General features: G+C 77.8%; 13 protein-coding genes. 6 read left to right on the top strand and 7 right to left on the bottom strand.

What is annotated here, in order from left to right:
* Window positions 1–164: 164 nt before the first annotated feature.
* From FHU37_RS26350 to FHU37_RS26340, 3 genes are all read right to left on the bottom strand, one after another.
* A complete protein-coding gene (locus tag FHU37_RS26350; protein WP_218904794.1) occupies window positions 165–1553 on the bottom strand; it encodes a cation:proton antiporter in 1389 nt (462 codons plus the stop codon).
* 470 nt (window positions 1554–2023) lie between these two features.
* Entirely contained in the window at window positions 2024–2575 is a 552-nt protein-coding gene (locus tag FHU37_RS26345) for a hypothetical protein (RefSeq protein WP_179817128.1), read from the bottom strand.
* Window positions 2576–2661: 86 nt separating this feature from the next.
* Window positions 2662–3609 (bottom strand): spermidine synthase, encoded by a 948-nt coding sequence (locus FHU37_RS26340; RefSeq protein ID WP_179817127.1) that lies wholly within the window; start codon window positions 3607–3609, stop codon window positions 2662–2664.
* 267 nt (window positions 3610–3876) lie between these two features.
* On the opposite strand from FHU37_RS26340, the gene FHU37_RS26335 reads away from it, so the two are divergent.
* Window positions 3877–4521 carry a DedA family protein gene (locus tag FHU37_RS26335; protein ID WP_179817126.1) on the top strand — a complete coding sequence of 215 codons (645 nt, stop codon included), beginning with the start codon at window positions 3877–3879 and terminating at the stop codon, window positions 4519–4521.
* A gap of 155 nt (window positions 4522–4676) precedes the next feature.
* On the opposite strand, the gene FHU37_RS26330 is transcribed toward FHU37_RS26335, so the two are convergent.
* The 3 genes from FHU37_RS26330 to FHU37_RS26320 form a co-directional block, all read right to left on the bottom strand.
* The gene (locus tag FHU37_RS26330) at window positions 4677–5327 is read right to left on the bottom strand and encodes a response regulator (protein ID WP_179817412.1); all 651 of its coding nucleotides are present in this window, start codon (window positions 5325–5327) and stop codon (window positions 4677–4679) included.
* Between the two features lie 77 nt (window positions 5328–5404).
* The gene (locus tag FHU37_RS26325; protein WP_179817125.1) at window positions 5405–7246 is read right to left on the bottom strand and encodes a sensor histidine kinase; all 1842 of its coding nucleotides are present in this window, start codon (window positions 7244–7246) and stop codon (window positions 5405–5407) included.
* A gap of 207 nt (window positions 7247–7453) precedes the next feature.
* Window positions 7454–8944 (bottom strand): hypothetical protein, encoded by a 1491-nt coding sequence (locus FHU37_RS26320; RefSeq protein WP_179817124.1) that lies wholly within the window; start codon window positions 8942–8944, stop codon window positions 7454–7456.
* Window positions 8945–9241: 297 nt separating this feature from the next.
* On the opposite strand from FHU37_RS26320, the gene FHU37_RS28710 reads away from it, so the two are divergent.
* Complete coding sequence (locus FHU37_RS28710) at window positions 9242–10852, top strand: NsdA family TPR-like regulatory protein (protein WP_246451305.1); 1611 nt, start codon at window positions 9242–9244, stop codon at window positions 10850–10852.
* 496 nt (window positions 10853–11348) lie between these two features.
* Here the strand turns inward: FHU37_RS28710 and FHU37_RS26310 are convergent, their stop codons facing one another.
* On the bottom strand, window positions 11349–11978 hold the full coding sequence (locus FHU37_RS26310) for a histidine phosphatase family protein (protein ID WP_179817123.1): 630 nt from the start codon (window positions 11976–11978) through the stop codon (window positions 11349–11351).
* Window positions 11979–13096: 1118 nt separating this feature from the next.
* Here FHU37_RS26310 and FHU37_RS26305 point away from each other — a divergent pair.
* The 4 genes from FHU37_RS26305 (at window position 13097) to FHU37_RS26290 (ending at window position 18530) form a co-directional block, all read left to right on the top strand.
* Window positions 13097–14494, top strand: coding sequence for a hypothetical protein (locus tag FHU37_RS26305; RefSeq protein WP_179817122.1), 1398 nt, complete (start codon window positions 13097–13099; stop codon window positions 14492–14494).
* The gene (locus FHU37_RS26300; RefSeq protein WP_246451304.1) at window positions 14491–16308 is read left to right on the top strand and encodes a hypothetical protein; all 1818 of its coding nucleotides are present in this window, start codon (window positions 14491–14493) and stop codon (window positions 16306–16308) included. The genes FHU37_RS26305 and FHU37_RS26300 overlap by 4 nt, the downstream gene beginning before the upstream one ends.
* Before the next feature lie 83 nt (window positions 16309–16391).
* Window positions 16392–17735, top strand: a complete 1344-nt coding sequence (locus tag FHU37_RS26295; protein WP_179817411.1) for an AAA family ATPase — start codon at window positions 16392–16394, stop codon at window positions 17733–17735.
* A gap of 408 nt (window positions 17736–18143) precedes the next feature.
* A complete protein-coding gene (locus tag FHU37_RS26290; RefSeq protein WP_246451302.1) occupies window positions 18144–18530 on the top strand; it encodes a DUF8844 domain-containing protein in 387 nt (128 codons plus the stop codon).
* Window positions 18531–18583 lie beyond the last annotated feature (53 nt).

The raw sequence follows: 18583 nt of genomic DNA, 5'->3' as shown, positions 1-18583 counted from the left end.
CCCCGCCGGCCCCCGCTGCCCCGCCGAGCGGGCCGTCCCGCGCCGGCCGGCCCGCCCCGACGGGGCGAGCCGGCGGGGCGAGCCGGCGGGGCGAGCCGGCGGGGCAGGACGGTGAGGAAGCGGCGGCGGCCGACGGGACGGCGGGGTGGCCGGGGGCGCCGCCCTCAGTCCTGCTCGCGGAGCGCGGAGACCTGGCGGGAGCCGCCGGCGGCCGAGGCCGGCTCACCGGCGGTCCCCGCCGGCTCGTCCGGCGTCCCGGTCGCCTCCTCCACGGCCACCGCCCGCCCGGCCGTCCGGGCATGGGCGTCAGGAGCCCTCGGGGTCTCCCCGGCCTCCGACGGGGCCTCCAGGGCCTCCGGGGCCTCCGGAACCTCAGGGGCGTCGGGCAGGAAGCGGCGCGGGAGGACGCGGGCCAGCGGGCCTGGGCGGGCTGCCGCCAGCGGGCCGATCATGGCGAGCAGCAGCACGTAGCCGGCGATGAAGGCGGTCAGCCGCGCGTCCAGGCCGGCCGCGGCCGCCAGGGTTCCCAGCACCAGGGCGAACTCGCCCCGGGAGAGCACCGCGAGGGTGACGTTGGCCGTCTTGGCCCGGTCGTACCCGTAGAGCGCGCCGGCGCACACCCCCGCGACGCCGACCGAGACGAAGGTCACCGCGACCGCCACCAGCACCTGCGGCATCACGGTGAGGACGTCGCCCGGGTCGATGGAGACGCCGAAGGCGAAGAAGAAGATCGCCGCGAAGGCGTCCCGCAGGGGGTGCACCAGCTCGCGGATGCGCGGGCCTGAGGTGGTGGCGCCGAGGATCATGCCGACCATGAAGGCGCCGATGGCGTCGGAGACGCCGAGTTCCTCGGCGATGCCGGAGACCAGGACGGCCAGGCCCAGGAAGGTGACGACCAGCAGTTCGCTGTCCCGCACGGCGACCAGCCGCTCGGCGATCCGGGTGCCCCAGCGGGCGGCGGCGGCCAGCGCCAGCAGGAAGGCGAACGCCGTGGCGAAGTCGAGCGCCGCCCCGGCCAGGCTGTCCGCAGAGCCCAGCACCGGCGACAGGGCCGCCAGGTAGAGGGCCAGGAAGATGTCCTCGATCACGATGATGCCGAGGACCAGGCGGGTCTCCGGGTTGCCGATCCGGCCGAGGTCGACCAGCAGCTTGGTGACGATGGCCGACGAGGAGATGCCGATGACGCCGGCGAGCACCAGCGCCTCGCGGGTGCCCCAGCCGACGGCGAAGCCGAAGGCCAGGCCGGCGCCGATGTTCAACGCCAGGTAGATGCCGCCGGCGGCGATCATGCGTCCGCCGCCGCGCTTGAGGTCGTCGAAGTGGAACTCCAGCCCCAGGTAGAACAGCAGCAGCACCAGGCCGAGGGCGGAGAGCATCTCCAGCGAGTGCGGGTCCTCGACGAGCGCGTACCCGGGGGTGTGCGGGCCGAGCAGGATGCCGGCCATCATGAACAGCGGGATGGTGGGCAGGCCGATCCGGCCGCCGAGGCGGGCCAGCAGTCCGGCGGCGAGGAAGGCGCCGCCCATCGCGATCAGGTTGTCGGCGTGCGTCATGCGGCGGTCCTCCTCGTCCGGTGGGCGGGGCGCGCGGCGCGACAGGCGGCGCCGGTCGGGCACGTGGCGTGGGACGGGCGCATGGCGCCGGGCGGGCACGTGCGGCGGCCCGGCGGCGAGAGGTCGGTGTGGTCGGCGAGGCCGGTGTGGTTGACGAGGCCGGCTCGCCGGACGGGATTGCGGGGGTGGATCACGCGGGTCTCCTGGGGCGTCGGCGTCCACGCCGGCCACCGGGCGGCGTCGGGCCGCGCCGGACCGTCCCGCGGCCGTCGGAGGGGACGGCGAGGGCGCCCGTCGTGGCGGTCACGGCGGGCGGGGGGCGCGGGGGCGCGGCGGGAGCCGGGGTGGCGGGCGGACTGACGGCGGACGGACGGCGGGGCCCGGCCGACGGGCGTGCGGCATCGCCGTGCCACCGTCCGGCACGCGCGCGGGGGCGCGGGCCGGGGGGAGGTGGGACGGGTCGCCGCGGGTCAGCCGGGGACGCCGGGCGGAGGCGCGCGGGGGGTTGCGGTGCCGGGCCGGTGGGCGACCGGCGGGTCGGCCGGTGGGACGGCCGGGGCCGGCGCGGCGGCCGGCGGGGGCGGCAGCGGGGCGGGCTGGGGCGGCGCGGCCTCCGGGTCGTCCGGTGGGGCGGCGCCGCCGGAGTCGGTGGCGCCCGCGGCGGTGCCGGTGGTGGCCGCCGTCGGCTGCTCCCAGGTCGCGGGGGCGCCCGCGCGGGAGGTGGCGGCGGTGGCACGGGCTCCGGCGCCGCCGGTGCCGCGGGCCACCAGCAGGGCGGGCCGGTCCCACAGCTCTGGCCGCAGCAGCTGCTCGGCGGCGGAGTCCAGCCGCGACGGGCTGGACTCCGGGGCGACGGGCGCCTGGCGCGCGGGCGCGACGGGCGCCTGGCGGGTGGGGGTGCCGGGGGCGGAGACCAGGCCGAGGGCGGCGACGATGACGGCCAGGACGGCCAGCAGCGGTGCCGACGACGGCGTCAGCGGACGGCTCGGAACGGGGAGGGGTGCCGGCTGCGTCCGCCGCACGCCACCACCTCCGTCATCGTCGTCCCGCGCTCCAGGCCCTCAGCTTCTTTACCTTTATATTACCTAACGACCGGCGGTTCGTCGGGTCAGCCGAAGGCGCCGGCGGGCGGCGCGGGCGAGGGCACCGCGACGTCGTCCCGCACCGGCGCGGCTCCGGCCGCGAAGTCCACCAGCGCCCGCCCGCTCTCCACCCGGCCCGGGAACGGGTCCCCGGCGGTCCGGCGCAGCAGGTCGGCGATCGGCAGCGGGGCCAGGGAGGCGACCAGCACCAGGTTGCCGAACCGGCGCCCGCGCAGCACGCCCGGATCCGCGATCAGCGCGACCTCCGGGAAGACCTCCCGCACCGTGGCCACCTGCGACCGGGCGAAGGCGAGCGGCGCGCCGTCCGCCACGTTGGCCGCGTACACGCCCGAGGGGCGCAGCACCCGCGCGACCTCGGTGACGAACTCCACGGAGGTCAGGTGCGCCGGGGTGCGGGCCCCGGAGAAGACGTCCGCCACCACGAGGTCGGAGAAGTCCGCCGGGGTCCGGGCGAGCACCTCCCGGGCGTCGCCCTGGCGCACCCGTATCCGCCAGCTGCGGTCCCAGGGCAGCCGCTCCCGCACCAGCGCCACCAGGGCGGCGTCGATCTCCACCACCTGCTGGCCGGAGCGCGGGCGGGTGGCGGCCAGGTAGCGGGGGAGCGTCAGCGCGCCGCCGCCGAGGTGGAGGGCGGCCAGCGGGGCGCCCGGCGGGGCCGCGAGGTCGACCACGTGGCCGAGCCGTCGGACGTACTCGAATTCGAGGTACGTCGGGTCGTCGAGGTCCACGTGGGACTGCGGGGTGCCGTCCAGCAGCAGCGTCACCCCGCCCGGCCGGTCGCGGTCCGGCCGCAGCTCGGCGGTGCCGGAGTCCACCGGGTGGCCGCCGGCCGGGCCGTCGCCGGACGGCTCTCCCGGCGCGCCCGGGGCTCCCGGCGGCGCGGCGGCCGAGCCGCCCGCGCGGCCGCCCGTCCGCCCGTCCCGTCGTCCGTTCCGCTGCCTGCCACGTGCCATCGGACCAGTATCCGGCACGTGCCCCGGCACGCTCCCGGGCCCCGGGGTGTACCCCTCAGGTCGCGTCCTGGGGCGGGGCAACCCTGTCTTAAGTAAGGGGTGGGCGTGGCCCCTGGTCCGATGCCCGGCCGTCCTCGCGCCACCTAGGTTCGAACAGGTGGATCGCGCCGGGCCGCCCCGGCCCGGCGCGACCGGAACGGAACCGAGGAGGACGGGCATGGGCGCTGCGGGTGGGCGGCGGGCGACGCACGGCGGGAGCGGCTGCTGATGGACGGCCTGCTGGCCCTGGTGGAGGGCGCGGTCACCACCCCGTGGATATACCTCGCGCTCTTCGCCCTGGCCGCGTTGGACAGCGTCGTTCCGGTGGCGCCGGGCGAGAGCCTGGTGGTCACGGCGGCCGTGTTCAGCGCCACCGGAGCCCCGGAGCCGCTGCTGGTCGTCGCCGCGGCGGCGCTCGGCGCGTTCGTCGGCGACCACGCCTCCTACCTGGTCGGCCGGAGCGCCAGCGGCAGCCTGGAGCGCTGGATGCGGCCGGGTACCCGCCAGGGTGCGGCGTTCGCCTGGGCGGGGCGGACCCTCCAGGGGCGCGGCGGGGTGATCCTGCTCGCGTCCCGGTACGTCCCCGGCGCGCGCACCGCCACGACGCTCACCATGGGCGCGACGGGCTACCCGCTCCAGCGGTTCACCGCCTTCGACGCGGGCGGCGCGCTGCTGTGGGGCGGCGGATGGACGCTGATCGGCTACCTCGGCGGCCAGGCCTTCGGCGACGACCCGCTGCTCGGCCTGGCCGCCGGGCTGGGCATGGCGGCGGCGATGACCGTGCTGGCCGAGGTGGCACGCCGGCTGTGGGGGCGCCGGGCGCGGCGCCGCGGGACGGCCGCCCCGGACGAGGCGGTGGACCCGGCCGGCTGACCGGCCGCCGACGTCCGGTCCGGCTCACCAGCCGTCCCGTTCACCAGCCGTCCCGTTCACCGGCCGTCCCGCTCATCGGCCGCCCGCCCCCTGGCCGACCGGCCCCGTTCACCGACCGGCCCCGCTCGCCGGCCGGCGGGCGGGGCCGGCGCCGTTCACTCCACCAGTCCGGCCTCGTAGGCGAGGATGGCCGCCTGGACCCGGTTGCGCACCTGGAGGCGGCTCAGGATCGCGCTGACGTACGCCTTCACCGTGCCCTCGACCAGGTGCAGCCGGCGGGCGATCTGGGCGTTGGAGAGCCCGGCGCCCAGCAGCGCCAGCACCTCGCTCTCCCGCGCGGTCAGCCCCTCCACGCGGGCGCGGGCCGCCGAGGCCCGGGACATCCGGTCGCCGCTCAGCTCGCGGATGACCCGCTGGGCGACCTCCGGGGAGAGGTAGGCGGCGCCGGCGGCCACCGCCCGCACCCCGGCGATCAGCTCGCGCGGGTCGCCGGCCTTGAGCAGGAAGCCGGAGGCGCCGCCGCCGAGCGCGCGGGCGATGTAGTCGTCCTCGGAGAAGGTGGTCAGCATCACCACCCCGGTCTCGGGCACCAGCCGGCGGATCTCCGCGCCCGCCGCCAGGCCGTCGAGCCGGGGCATCCGGATGTCCAGCAGCGCCACGTCCGGCCGGTGGCCGCGCGCCAGCTCGACGGCCTGCCGCCCGTCCGCCGCCTCGGCCACCACGGCGATGCCCGGGTCGGTGGACAGGATCGCCCGCACGCCGGCCCGGATCATCGCCTCGTCGTCGGCGAGCAGCACCCGGATCACCCCGTCGCCGCCTCCGGTCGTCCCGCCCGCCGTCCCGCCCGTCTCCGCCCCGAAGGCGGCGTCGTCGGCCGTCGTCCTCACCGCCCCGTCTCCCCACTTCCGAGCCCTGATCCGGGCCACGTCCCGGCCCCCGTCCCGGCCCCGGTCACGGCCGCGGGGGTCCACGCCCGATGGGCCCCGGGCCCCGTCGTGGCGACGCCCGCCGCCGACAGGAGGTCCTTGGCCACCAGGCGTCCGTCCGCGAAGCACAGCCGGTAGCCGAGGACGTCCTCGACGAAGGGAACCATGGCGTCGCGATAGTAGGAGCAGCGTGCCCCCGGCGACGCGGGCGGCCCGGCGCCGGCCGCCGGCGGCGCCGTCTGCAGCGGCGGCAGCAGGGCCCGCGCCTCCGCCTCGGTCATGCCGATCCGCAGCCGTGCGTAGTCGGCGGCGGACAGTGTGGAACCGGCGGCGGTGTGCGCGTGGTACGCGTAGACGGTGGCGCCCGTGCACACCGCCAGCAGCAGCGGCACCACGACCGCCGCCAGCAGCCGGTGCCGCACCGCGCGGCTGCCGCGGGCCAGCTGCCGGGCGGACTCGGAGACGCCCGGGGCGGCCTCCGGGTCGGCCTCCGGGTCGGCCGGGCCGGGCGTAGGCGCGGGGGCGGTGCCGCCGGGCGCCTCCCGTGCGCCGTCCCCGTCCGGCCCGGGCGGCACGGCGCCCGCGGCCGCGGGCAGGCGGGCGACGACCTCGAAGCCGCCGCCGGGGCGGGGCCCGGCGCGCAGGGTGCCGCCGGCCAGCCGCACCCGCTCGCCCAGCCCCACCAGCCCCAGGCCGCCGGAGGACAGCGGCAGGGCCCGGACGGTCGGCGAGGGCGCCGTGTTGGTGACGGTGACCACCAGCTCACCGGTCCGCCGCTCCAGGTGGACGGAGACGGCCGCGCCGGGGGCGTGCTTGGTGGCGTTGGTCAGCGACTCCTGCACCACCCGGTGCACGGCCAGGTCCACCATGGGCGCCGGGGACGGGCCGCGCCCGAACGCGTCGTCGATCCGCAGCTCCACCGCCAGGCCCCAGGCGCGGGCGCGCTCGACCAGCTCGGTGACGTCCTCGTGCACCGGCCGGGTGGGCGCGGCGGGCTCGGCGTCCTCGCGCAGCACCCCGATGATCTCCCGCAGCCGCTGGGTCGCCCGGCCGGCGCCGACGCGCAGTTCCCCGGCGACGGCGCGGTGCCGTTCGTCCAGGTCCGGCGTCATCTCCAGGGCCCCGGCGCGCAGCGCCAGCAGGCTGAGTTCGTGCCCGAGGGAGTCGTGCATGTCCTGGGCGATCCGGGAGCGCTCGCGCAGCCGTTCCCGGTCGGCGACGATCCGCTGCTCCCGCTCCAACTGCTCGGCGCGGGCCCAGCCGGCGGCCACCAGCGCCTGCTGGTGGCGCCGGTAGCGGCCCAGCAGCCAGGGCAGGACGCCGCAGAACACCACCACCATCAGCATGCTGTCGGTGCCGCCCGTCTCCCGGCCCAGGACGCCCATCAGCGTCGCGCCGACCACCGCGACGGCCACGGCGCCCGGCAGCGCGGGCGGCATCCGCTCGGTGCGCCGGCCCGCCCGGTAGGCGAAGACGGCGACCCCGAGCGCGAACGGGTCGAGCCCGGTCCCGAACGGGCCGCGGCCGGGGACGCCGGTGACCAGCCCGCAGGCCTCGGCGAACGCGGCGGCCAGGACGGCGGCCAGCGCGGCCAGCGGCCGGGCGCGGCTGACCACCACCGCGGCGACCAGCAGGGCGACCGCGGCGAACTGCTCGCCCGGCGCGGGCGGGGTTCCACCGGCCGGTCCGGAGGGCGGGGCGAGGGCGGAGACGGCGAGCGTCAGGCCCAGCAGGGTGTCGGTGGCCGTCTCCCGGCGGGAGCGGCGCGGGCGCGCCGGCGGGCTGCTCGGGAGGTTCACCCCCGGCACGCTACCGGCGCGGGACGCCGGCCGGTGCTGACGAAAGTAAGGGAACCCCCGCGCCGGGCCGGGGACCGCTGCGCCCCGCCCGGCCCGGCCCGGCCCGGCTTGGCCCCGCACTGCCCGGCTCGGCCCCGCACTGCGCGGCACCGCCCAGCACTGCGCGGCACCGCCCGGCCCGGCCGGGCCCCGGGGGAACCGTTCCGGTCAGCCGGTGGGGTAGCCGTCGCTGGAGGCGGTCAGGGTCAGGTCGGCGAGCTCCAGGGCCTCACGCAGCGCCGCGGGATCGGCCAGCGGTCGGTCCCGCCTCGGTGGGACGAGCCACAGCCCGCCCCGGCCGGCCGTGCCCACATGGCCGGACGTGCCCACCTGACCGGTCGGCCCCCCCGGGGAGGCGCCCGGTCCGCCGGCCCCACCCGCCCCGGCCGGACGGAGCCCGCCGGGGGCCTCCTCCGCCGGGGCGTCCGCCTCCGCGGGGCGGTGCGACGGGCGGGCCGCGCCGCGCCGGGGCGACACCCCGCCGCAGTCGCACCGTCCCGGCCGCTGCCAGGAGATCCGGACGAGCGGCAGGGTGGGCCGGGACGGGTGCGCGCACAGCCCCCACAGGAAGGTCGACATGTCACCCGCGGCGCAGCGGCCCCCGGCCCCCGCCGGCGCCTGGCCTCCACCGGTACCGGCTCCGGTGCCGTCCGGATGGCCGTGGCGGCAGGAGGCGCCCTCACGGGCCAAACGGCCGTCGAGCGCCCCGGCGGGAACCAGGAAGAGCAGCGCCGCCGCGCCGGGGTCGAACAGGACGGGGCCCTCCACACGGCGGCGCCGCAGGATGTCCAGGGTCTCCACGCCCCAGCGCAGCGGCAGGGCGAGGATGTCGCAGCTCCAGTCGACCGCGGCGAGGGCCAGCTCGGCGCCCTCGGCCGTCCACTGGCCGCCGGTGGCCGGATCGTCGGCGGGCAGGAGCGCCGGGCGGGCGGCGGAGGTCGGCGCCAGGTGTTCCTCCGCCGCGCCGAACGCCGGTCGACCGCCCGCCGCCCGGCACCCGGGGGTGTGCCGGAAGCCGCCGGCGGCGTCCCGGGCGGCCTGCCGGACGGCCCGCGGGGAGCGCGGATCGGTCAGCAGGTCCACGCCGAACGGGTCCCACCCGGCGGCCGGCGAGACGGGCCCGACACGGCCGCCGCCGGCCGCGACGCCACGGCCGGAGCCGCGCGGGCCGCCCCCCGGAGCGCGGGAGGAGCCCGGGTGTCGACCGCTGGAGGCGGGCCCGAGGAATGGCCCGGTGGCGGGGCCGGGGGCCGGGGAGTCGCCCAGGGCTGGGGCCGGGCGGGCGGCCCGTCGGGCGGCCGGCTGGTACACCGCGCCGCCGAGCGGCCGGGCGCTGGGGGCGGTGGCACCTCCGGGGACACCCGGGCCGGCGGGGGCGGTGGGGCAGGGCCGGTCCGTGAGGCTCGTGATGTGACCGTCACCCGTGGGGTCGTTGAGGCTGGTGGAGCCGGAGAGGTCGGTGGGTCCGGGAGCGTCGGGGCGGCGGTGCGGGTGGGTGACGGGGAGCGGGGAGGAGGAGTCGATCCGGCGGGTGGGGGGTTCGTCCAGCAGGTCCATGAACTCGGCGAGCGCCGCGGTGCCGTCCGCGTCCCCCTGCCCGGTTCCGGCGCGCTCGGCGGCACGCCGGGGCCATGCCCCTTCCGGTCGAGTCATGCTCACTTCGCCGTCCTCCTCGCGCTGCGAACTTGCGGCCGGGGAGCCGTCGTGGGGCTGGCGTGCTGACACACGGTCCCGCTCCGGCATTCGCCCAGAACAACGCAGCCGTGCCCGTGCTGGCCACGGGGCAAGCCTGGGCCCGATGCGGCAGAACATGGCATTTCACAGCCGATCGCACGCCAAATGTCCGTTCTGCCGGAAACCAAACGTGGCGAGACCATTACTAACGGTACTGTCAGGGCTGTTTCCGGACAGCCCCGGGACCACCGGGCACCCTGCACACCCTGTTGGAGACGGCCCATGACGTCGACCGGTCCCTCGGCGCCCGCTCCCCTGCCGGCCCCCGCCGGCCGCGTTCCCAACCGGGTGATGCGGGGGTTGCGCGGCGACCTGTCGCCCGGGGAGTTCGCCGCGCTGGTACGCAAGGCCGCCCGCGACATCGGCGAGCGGGTCAGCTGCGACGCCCGCTACGTCGGGCGGATCGAATCCGGCCAGATCCGGTGTCCGAACTACGCGTACGCACGGGTCTTCCAGCACATGTTCCAGCGGACGCTGGAGGAGCTCGGCTTCGAGCCGCGCGAGAAGGTCCGCAGCCGTCGCCCCACCGCGGCCACCGCCCTCACCGCTGCCCCGACCCCGCCCACCTCGGACGCCCCCGCCCCGGGGCCCACGGGCGCCCCCGGCCCCACCGGCGTCCCCGGCACCGCGGGCGCCACACCCGTCCCCGCCGTCTGCCCCGTCCCGGACGCCTCGCGCGGTACCGGCCCGGCCGTCGGCACCACACCCGCCACCGGACCGGGCCCGGCCCGGCTGCCCGGGCAGCGCCGCCACGGCGAGACGCGACCGCGCCGGGAGGCCCGGTCGTGGGAACAGGAGGGAAACGTGGACCGTCGCGTCTTCGTGGCGTCCGGCTCGGCCGCGGCGGCCGCCCTGGCGCTCCCCGGAGCCACCGCCGCGGCGGCGGAACGCGGCGCCGGACCGGGCGGAGCGGCGGCGGACGAGGCCGACCAAGACGAGGTCGGCCAGGTCCTCGGCGCGGTGCGCCGGATCCGCCTGCTCGACGACCGTCTGGGCGCCGAGGACCTCTACGCGGACGCCGGACACACCCTCCAGGAGGCCTACCGGATGCTCGACGAGCGCCGGTGCCGCGGCGGACTGGGCAGCCGGCTGCAGTCGGCCGCCGGCGAACTGGCCATCTCCGTGGGGTGGCTGGCGCACGACTCCGGCCGCCGGGAGGACGCCCGCTCCTACTACGCCGAGGCGCTGGCCGCGGCCCGGATGACGGAGGACCGCTGGCTGGAGGCGCACGCCTTCTGCAACGCCTCGAACCTCGCCAAGGACAGCGGTCGGGTCCGCGAGGCGCTGCGGGCCGCGCAGGCCGGCCAGCAGGTCGCGCAGAAGCTGGGCTCGCTGCGGCTGCTGTCGCTGCTGGCGATGCGCGAGGCCCGGGCCTGGGCCGCGCTGGGCGACCGCTCCGGCTGCGAGCGCAGCCTGCTGCGGGCGCGCGCGCTCTTCGACCGGGGCAGCCCCCAGGACGCGCCGGAGTGGATGTCGTTCTACGGCGAGGCCGAGTTGATGGCGCTCCAGTCGCAGTGCTGGGCCGCGCTCGGCGACTTCCGACGGGCGGCCGAGCACAGCCTGCTGGCCGTCCGGTTCCAGGAGTCCCACTTCACCCGCAACCAGGCCCTGTACGCCGCGGGGCTGGCCCGCGCCCGGGCGGCCAGCGGGGACCTGGACGGGGCGGCCGAGGCCGGAGAGCGGGTGGTCGACGCGCTGGGCCAGGTGCGCTCGGCACGCGTCGCCGAAATGCTCGCCCGGATCGTGCGGGCGCTGCGCAGCCTGGACGCCTCCGGCCCGGCGGCGGCGCTGGTGGAGCGCTACGACGCCACCATCGGCGCACGCCGGGTGTGAGCCCGCGCCGCGCCGGACGCGCACGACCCGCCCGGCGCCGGGCGGAGCCGCCCCGCCGGACGCGACGGCAGCCCTCGTTGACGCCCGTTCCGGCGGGCCGGAGATGTGGCGTACACGACACAGCGACATAACGTCCATACCCCGCCAAAGGCCGCCACGCGCCCTGGTTTCACCCGTACGAGGTGCAACCGTGGCGGGGACCGCACCGTCAACTCATGTGAACGGCGGCGGCCCCACCCGGACCACCTGTGACCCACGGCGTCTGGACGCGGGGCGCGCCGGTGCGGGGCCGTTCGCGAAGCCTCCGGGGCCACCAGCCCCGGGGGGCCGGGCCAGGACCGGCGCCGATCGGGGGGCGGCGCCGGTCCCCGGAGCCCGCACCCCGCTTCTGCGCCCCCACCCGCTCTCGACGGCCGCTGCCGACGGCCGCTGCGGGTCCGGCACCCCGGCAAGCCCACTCCCGCCCGGCGACCGCCCCGGCCAGGGGCCCCGACCGTCAGCCGTCCAGGTGTGAGGCGTCGTTCCAGCGCACCAGGGTCGGCCACTCCTGCGCCCAGCCGAGCACCGAGAGGGTGGCGGGGCCGAGTTCGAGGTTCCGCCCCGTCATGAGGGGCAGGCCGAGCCAGCGGGCCGCCAGGGAACGCAGCAGGTGGCCGTGGGCGAAGACCACGGCGGTGCCCTCCAGGCCGCTCGCGTCGGCGGTGGCCTCACGCAGCCGCTTCACCACCCGGTCGACCCGGGCGCACATCTCTTCCGGGCTCTCCCCCGGCGTGGCGCCCTCGGGCACACCGTCCCGCCACAGCACCCAGCCGGGCTGCCGCTGCCTGATCTGGGCGGTGGTCAGGCCCTCGTAGGCGCCGTAGTCCCACTCCCGCAGGTCCTCGCAGACCTCCGCCCGGTCCCCGAAGCCGGCGAGCTCGCAGGTCTCCCGCGCCCGGGACAGCGGGCTGGTGAGCACCAGACCGGAGCCCACGCCGTGCCACGCCTCGCCGGCCAGCGTCCGGCCGACCGCCCGGGCCGCCTCCCGGCCGCGCTCGGTGAGCGGGATGTCGGTCAGGCCGGTGTGGCGGCCGTCCGTGGACCACTCGGTGTGGCCGTGCCGGACCAGCAGGATGCGTGGGGCCATGGCTGCGTCTCTCCTCCGGTGTCCGGACCGGGCGTCCGCGCCGATCCAGCCACCCATGATCCGCGACCCGAAACGGAAGCCGCCAATCCGCCCTGGTGTCCGGGCCCGCGGCCCGGGCCCGGCGAGTCGTCTGCGGCCGGCCGGGGCGGTCGTCCGCAGCCCGACGGGGCGGTCGTCCGCAACCCGACGAGGCGGTCGTCCGCAGCCCGATGGGGCGGTCGTCTCCGATCCTGTTTCGACCAGTCGTCCGCTGCCCGGGAGGGACGGCCACGGCCAGCGGCGGGAGGAAGGCGGGTTATCCACAGCCTGGAAGTGAGGGCTGCCCTGGCCAATCCGCGCGTGAGAATCTTGAAACAGGGGGTCCCCCCGAGACGATGGGGGACATATGCGGACCCAGCTGTGAACAGGCTCTCACTGAGCTGTGCGCCAGCTATGGGCGCGCCAGCTGGGAGCCCGCTAGCTGTGAGCCCGCTAGTTGTGGGCGTGAGCAGGTGGACAGGACAGCCGTCCACGCGGGAAAGGCTAGTTATCCACAGCCTGAAAATGAGGGCTGCCCCGCCTGGCGCCCGCGTGAGAATCTTGAAACAGGGGGTCCCCCCGAGACGATGGGGGACATATGCAGACCCAGCTGTGAACAGGCTCTCACTGAGCTGTGCGCCAGCTGTGGGCGCGCTAGCTGTGAGCCCGCTAGCTGTGGGCGTGAGCAGGTAGACAGGGACAGCCGTCCACGCGGGAAGGGAAGTTATCCACAGCTCGAAATTGAGGGCTGTCCTGCCCGATCCCCGCATGAGAATCTTGAAAAAGGGGGTCCCCCCGAGACGATGGGGGACATATGCGGACCCAGCTGTGAACAGGCTCTCACTGAGCTGTGCGCGGGCTGTGAGAATGGAGGGCCAGGCGGTCGGCCCTGCGCCGCGTTCCGCCGTCTGTGTTATGCCGTCTGTGTTCTGCCGTAACGGTGTTATGCCGTCTGTGCAGCGGAGGGGGCGGGCGATGGGGCGGACGAGCGATGGGGGCGCCAGGCAGGCGGAAGAAACCTGCCCCTCCCCCGCTCCCCGACCCGCCGGGTGGGGGGCGCGCGGCGCGCGTTGTCGGGGGTGGGTGCGACACTGCGGGCGATGGACGCTACGCACGACGGCGCACCGGGGCCGGACCGGGCCTCCGGCCCCGCCCCCGCCGCCCGGGCCCGGTTGACCGGGCTGCGCGGACCGGTGCCTCCCGCCGACCACGACGCACGCACGATCGCCGCCCTGGCCGCCAACCCCGGCTGTCGACGCCGGGCCCTGTTGGACGCCGCCGGCGTCGACAAGGCCGCCGTCGCACACCATCTCGGTCGCCCCGCGCCGTTCGGCCGTTCCCCCTTCGCCATCTCGCGCGGCATCGCCTTCGAGCGCCGGCTCACCGCGGACGACTGCGCCGAACTCCTCGCCACCGTCACCGAACGGCTCGACGGCAGCCCGGCCCCCGCCCACCAGCGGGACGTCCACGCCCTCGGCGCCGGCTCGGCCGAGGAGCGGCTGGAGCGGACCCGGCTGGCCCTGGAGAAGGTCGCCGGCGCGGGCGCCTCGGGCGGCTGGACGCTGCTGGAGCACCCCATGCTGACGCTGTCCGTCGGCGGCACCCCGGCACGGCTGGAGCCGGACGCGGTGCTGGTCGGGCCGGACGGCGGGTGGACGGTGGTGGAGGTGAAGTCCTTCCCGGTGCTGGACGGCTCGGCCGACCCGGTCAAGGTCGGCGCCGCGGCCCGCCAGGCGGCCGTCTACGCCCTGGCGCTCCAGGAGGCCGCGGAGGAACTCGGCCTGCCGGCGGACCCGGTGCGGCCGCGCGTGGTGCTGGTGTGCCCGGAGGGGTTCGGCAGTCGGCCGACCGCCTCGGTCGTCGACCTGCGGCGGCAGATCGCGGTCACCCGGCGGCAGCTGCGCCGGATGGCCTCGCTGGAGGAGACGGCGGCCGCGCTGCCGCCGGAGGTCACCTTCGACCTGCGGCCGAACCGCGCCGGCCGGCCGACCAGGGATCCGGAGGACCTGGAACGGTCGTTGGCCGCCGTCGCCGCCGACTACACCCCCGACTGCCTCGCCGCCTGCGAGCTGTCCTTCCACTGCCGCCACGAGGCCCGCGCCTGCGGTGCGCCGGGCGCGCTCGGGCGCGGCGCCCGCGGTGAGCTCTCCGGCCTCGGCGGCCTGGACGACCTGCTGCGGATCGCGGACGAGGCCGTCACGGGGCGGGCCGACGCGGGACGGGCCGAGGAGGAGCAGACGGTCGCCGGCCCGGGCGCCGCTCCCTCCCACGCCGAACGGCCCAACGCCGGACCCGCCGACGCCGAACGGCCGGACGCCGAACGGCCGGACGCCGAACGGGCCGGCGCCATCGCCGGAGCCACCGCGCCCGCGGCCGCGCCGCCCGACGCCTGGGCGATCGACCGGGTGCGGCGGGCGGCGCGGCTGCGCAGCGCCGCGCTGTTCCTCCCCGCGCCCCCGCACGCCGGACCGGGCGCGGCGGACCGGGGCGGGCGATGAGCCTGCTCACCACCCTGGCCCGCGCCCAGGCCGTGCGGGAGGACCGCGCGCAGCCGCTGGCCACCGTGCGCCACCGCCATCTCGCCGCCGAGCCGCTGGTGCTGGTGCCGCTCTCGCTGGCCGGTGAGGCCAGCACCCCGCTGGCGGTCGCGGTCGGCACCGATCCGGCCGTGCCCCGCGTGCTGGTGGTGGCCGACCCGCTCGACCGCGAGCACCGCGACGCCTTCTTCGCCGAGCTGGCCGAGGTCGTCCTCCCCCACCTGGAGCGGTTCGAGGACGCCACCGAGACGGAGGAGGCGCGCGCCGGCCAGGAGGAGCCGGCCGAGGTGTGTGTGGACGCCCCGCAGATCCTCGTGCCCAACGCGGCGGGCCTGGCGGAGCTGCGGCTGTTCGGCAGGGCCCTGCGCTTCCGGCGCACCGTGCCCGAGGACTCCGAGGCGCCGACGGCCGGCGGGATGGTCCCGCACCCCAGTGGCGGGGGCGGGGCGACGCCGGAGGACGGCATGCCGCGGGTGGCGCTGCTCGGCCGGTGGCTGACCCACTACGGGGAACGTTCGATGGTGCCCGGTTCCTCGCTGCTGCTGGCCATGACCGACGTGCTCGCCCGCCACTGGGCGACCGGGCAGAGCGCCACCGAGGACCAGCACCTCGGCGCGCTGCTGGCCTGGATCGAGGCGGCGGCGCGCGGCACCGGCGGGGCGGCCGCCGCGGCCCGCCGCGCCGAGGTGGGGCGGGACGAGGAGGGGTTGCTGGTCAGCCCGCCGGCCGGCCCGGCCACCGACCCGGTTTTCGACACCCGGGTGCTGGCGCCGCTGCTGGAGCGCTACCGCCGGCTGCGCGCCGAGGCGGAGGACCCGGCCGCCCGCGGCGGGCGCGGCGCGAACCGGGCGGCGGCCCGGCGGGTGGCCGGGGAGATCCGGCGGGCGGTGGAGCGGCAGCTGCTGCCCACCTGGCACGACGTCTGGCGCGGCGTGGAGCTGCTGCGGACGCTGCCGGAGGCGGCGCGCGTCCCGCAGCGCTGGCGCGGCGACCGGTGGTCGTTCACCCTGCACCGGGACGCCGTGCGGGCCGGCGAGCCGCCGCAGCCGCGTCAGGACGACCCGGTGCGGGCCACCCGCCGGCTGCGCCAGTGGGAGCGTGCGCTCACCGCGCTGGCCGCGCAGGAGGCCGCGGACGACCCGCTGGTCCTGGCGGAGCGCCGGCTGGCCGGTGAGGCGCTGGTGGGCGAGGTGGTGGGGGTGGAGATGGTGTGGACCGAGGGGAAGCGCCCCCGGCCGCGCCCGCTGCTCACGGTGCGCACCGAGGACGGCGCGGAGGCCATGGAGGAGGGCGAGTCGGCGCACCGGTGGGGCGGGCCGGTGCGGCAGAAGGCCGAGGTGGCCGAGGGCCGCCGGGCGGACGGCACCGTCGTACTGCGGCTGGTCGGCGGGATGGGGACGGGCCGGGAGCCCGCCGAGGGGAGCGTGCCGGCGGTCGGCGAGCAGGTGGTGTTCGCGCTGGCCGATCCGGACGGAGGGGGCGGCCGTTCCAGCGAGCTGCCGGCCCCGGAGGAGATCCCCTGGACGCACGGCGGTCCGCGCTCCGCCACCGGGGCCGAGGCCCTGGACGGGGCGCGGGGCGGCCGGAGCGGCGTGGGGGCGGACGCGGCGGGCCCGGGCCCGGCGGGCGTGACGGGCACCACGGCCCCGGTGAACCCGGTGGACCCGGTGGACCCGGTGGCTCCGGCGAGCGTGACTGGCGCCCCGGGTGATGCGAACGATGCGAGTGGCCCGAGCGACGTGGGTGGCGGCGCCCGGACGGAGGCGGGAGCGTGAGCGAGCACCTCGGGGCGGAGCGGTCCCTGCCGGACGGCCCGGCGCCGGTCCCGGGGCCGAGGCCGACGGCGGAGCCCCGGCCGGTGCCGGGGCCGGCGGAGGCGGCCGAGGCGGCGGTCCGCGCCATCCTCGGCGACACCCTGGCCGGCCGGCACCGCGGGGTGGTGGTCGACTCACCGCCCGGCGCCGGGAAGTCCACCCTGGTGGTGCGCGCGGCCCTGGAGCTGGCCGGGGCCGGTGAGCGGCTGGCGATCGTGGCGCAGACCAACAGCCAGGTGGACGACCTGGTGGACCGGATCGCGGCCAAGGCTCCGGACCTGCCGGTGGGCCGGCTGCTCGCCTCGGACGGCGTGCTGGATCCGGCGCTGGCCGAGCGGCGGCCGAACGTCGTCGGCCACTCCAAGCCGGCCCAGCTGGCCGACCTGCCGGTGGTGGTCTCCACCGCCGCGCGCTTCGAGTTCGTCACGGTGGAGCAGCCCTGGCGGCACGCCATCGTCGACGAGGCGTACCAGATGCGGGCGGACGCGCTGCTGGTGGTGGCCCGGCTGTTCGAGCGGGCGCTCTTCGTGGGCGACCCGGGGCAGCTGGATCCGTTCTCCACGGTGGACACCGGGCCGTGGACGGGGCTGCCGCACGATCCCTCGCGCAGCGCCGTGGGGGTGCTGCTGGAGCACAACCCGGGCCTGCCGCAGCACCGGCTGCCGGTGTCCTGGCGGCTGCCGTACTCGGCGGCGCGGCTGGTCTCCGAGGCGTTCTACCCGCGGGCGCCGTTCGTCTCGGGCACCGGGGAGGGCGAGCGCCGGCTGCTGCTGGACCGGTCGGCCACCCCGCCCGAGCTGGGCGTTCGGGCCTCGGTCGACCGGGTGGTGGAGGCTGCGGCGGAGAGCGGCTGGGGCCTGCTGGAGCTGCCGGCCGGGCACACGCCGCGCACCGACCCGGAGGCGGTGGGTGCGGTGACGCAGGTGGTCGCGGCGTTCCTGGCGCGCGGCGGGCGGACCGTCTCGGAGCGGGGTGGGGGCGAGTTGACGGCGGACCGGGTGGCGGTGGGCACGGCGCACCGGGACCAGGCCGCGGCGGTGCGGGCCCGGCTGCTGGCGGCGGGGGTGCCGGTCGGCCCGGACGGCGTCACGGTGGACACCGCCAACCGGCTGCAGGGGCGGGAGTTCGACGTGACGGTGGTGCTGCACCCGCTGTCCGGCCGGCCGGACGCCAGCGCCTTCCACCTGGAGAGCGGTCGGCTGTGTGTGCTGGCCTCCCGCCACCGGCACGCCTGCGTCGTGGTGTCCCGCGCCGGGGTGGGTGACCTGCTGGCGGACTACCCGGCGGTGGAACCGGTGGCGCTCGGCGTGCCGGCCGCCGATCCGGACGGTTGGGAAGCCAACGAGACCGTGCTGCGCCATCTTGAACGGCACCGGGTCTCCTGGTGACACCTTGACCCTTTGCCCCCGCCGTCGGGGGTGGCGGGCGTCCGGGCGGGGAATGCACCGGGTGCGGGGGCGTGCCGCCGTGCCGAGGGGTGCGCGAGTGCCCCTGCCCGGTCGGACGCGCCGCGCCTGCCCCGCGGGGGTTCGCCGACCGTCCGCGCCGGGGTGCGGGCGGGCGCGCCCGCGCGCCGGGCCGTGCGCGCCAGTCGTGAAATTTTCACGGCGATCCGCACGCGGTTCGGCACGTCCGGGCGCGGGTCCCGTCCCGGGCGGCCGGCACCACCTGGCGGCGAATGAGCGGGATCGCGCGCGTTTGGGCATGCCTGCCGTGGTCCGTCCACATCTGGTCCCGGCCGACGGCGGGCGCCACAATGGCATGCGGCAGCCGACACCCGACCACGGAGGTCTCCCATGACACAGCCGAGTCAGCGCCCCGGCGGCGAGCGGGCGCGAGGGGACGGGCCGGCGGGACGGCTGCCCCGGCTGCGCCCCGCGCCGCTGCTGTTCGAGCCCGCGGAGCCGTCGGCGGAGCCGGAGCACTTCTTCGACCTGGACACCATCCACGATCCGCAGCGCCTGCTGGAGCGGTCCACCGAGTTGGTGGAGGCGTTCCGGGCGGCGGCCGACCGGGCGATGGAGTTCCAGGCGATGGCGGCGGCGCAGCTGGCCGCCCCGGAACGCTTCGACCGGCTGACCGCCGAGCAGGTGGCGGAGCGGGCGGACTGGACCCCGGAGTACGCGGCCAAGATGATCGAGTACGGTCGCGACCTGCAGAACAAGGGTGCGAACCAGCACTGAGACAGGGGACGGAACGTGGGACGGTCTCGCGTGGTTCTACAGGCGTACGCCCG

The sequence above is a fragment of the Allostreptomyces psammosilenae genome, from assembly GCF_013407765.1.
In the GTDB taxonomy this organism is placed as follows: Bacteria; Actinomycetota; Actinomycetes; order Streptomycetales; family Streptomycetaceae; genus Allostreptomyces; species Allostreptomyces psammosilenae.
The sequence above is the reverse complement of the archived record's forward strand: the minus strand, read 5'-3'. Positions and strand labels throughout refer to the sequence as shown.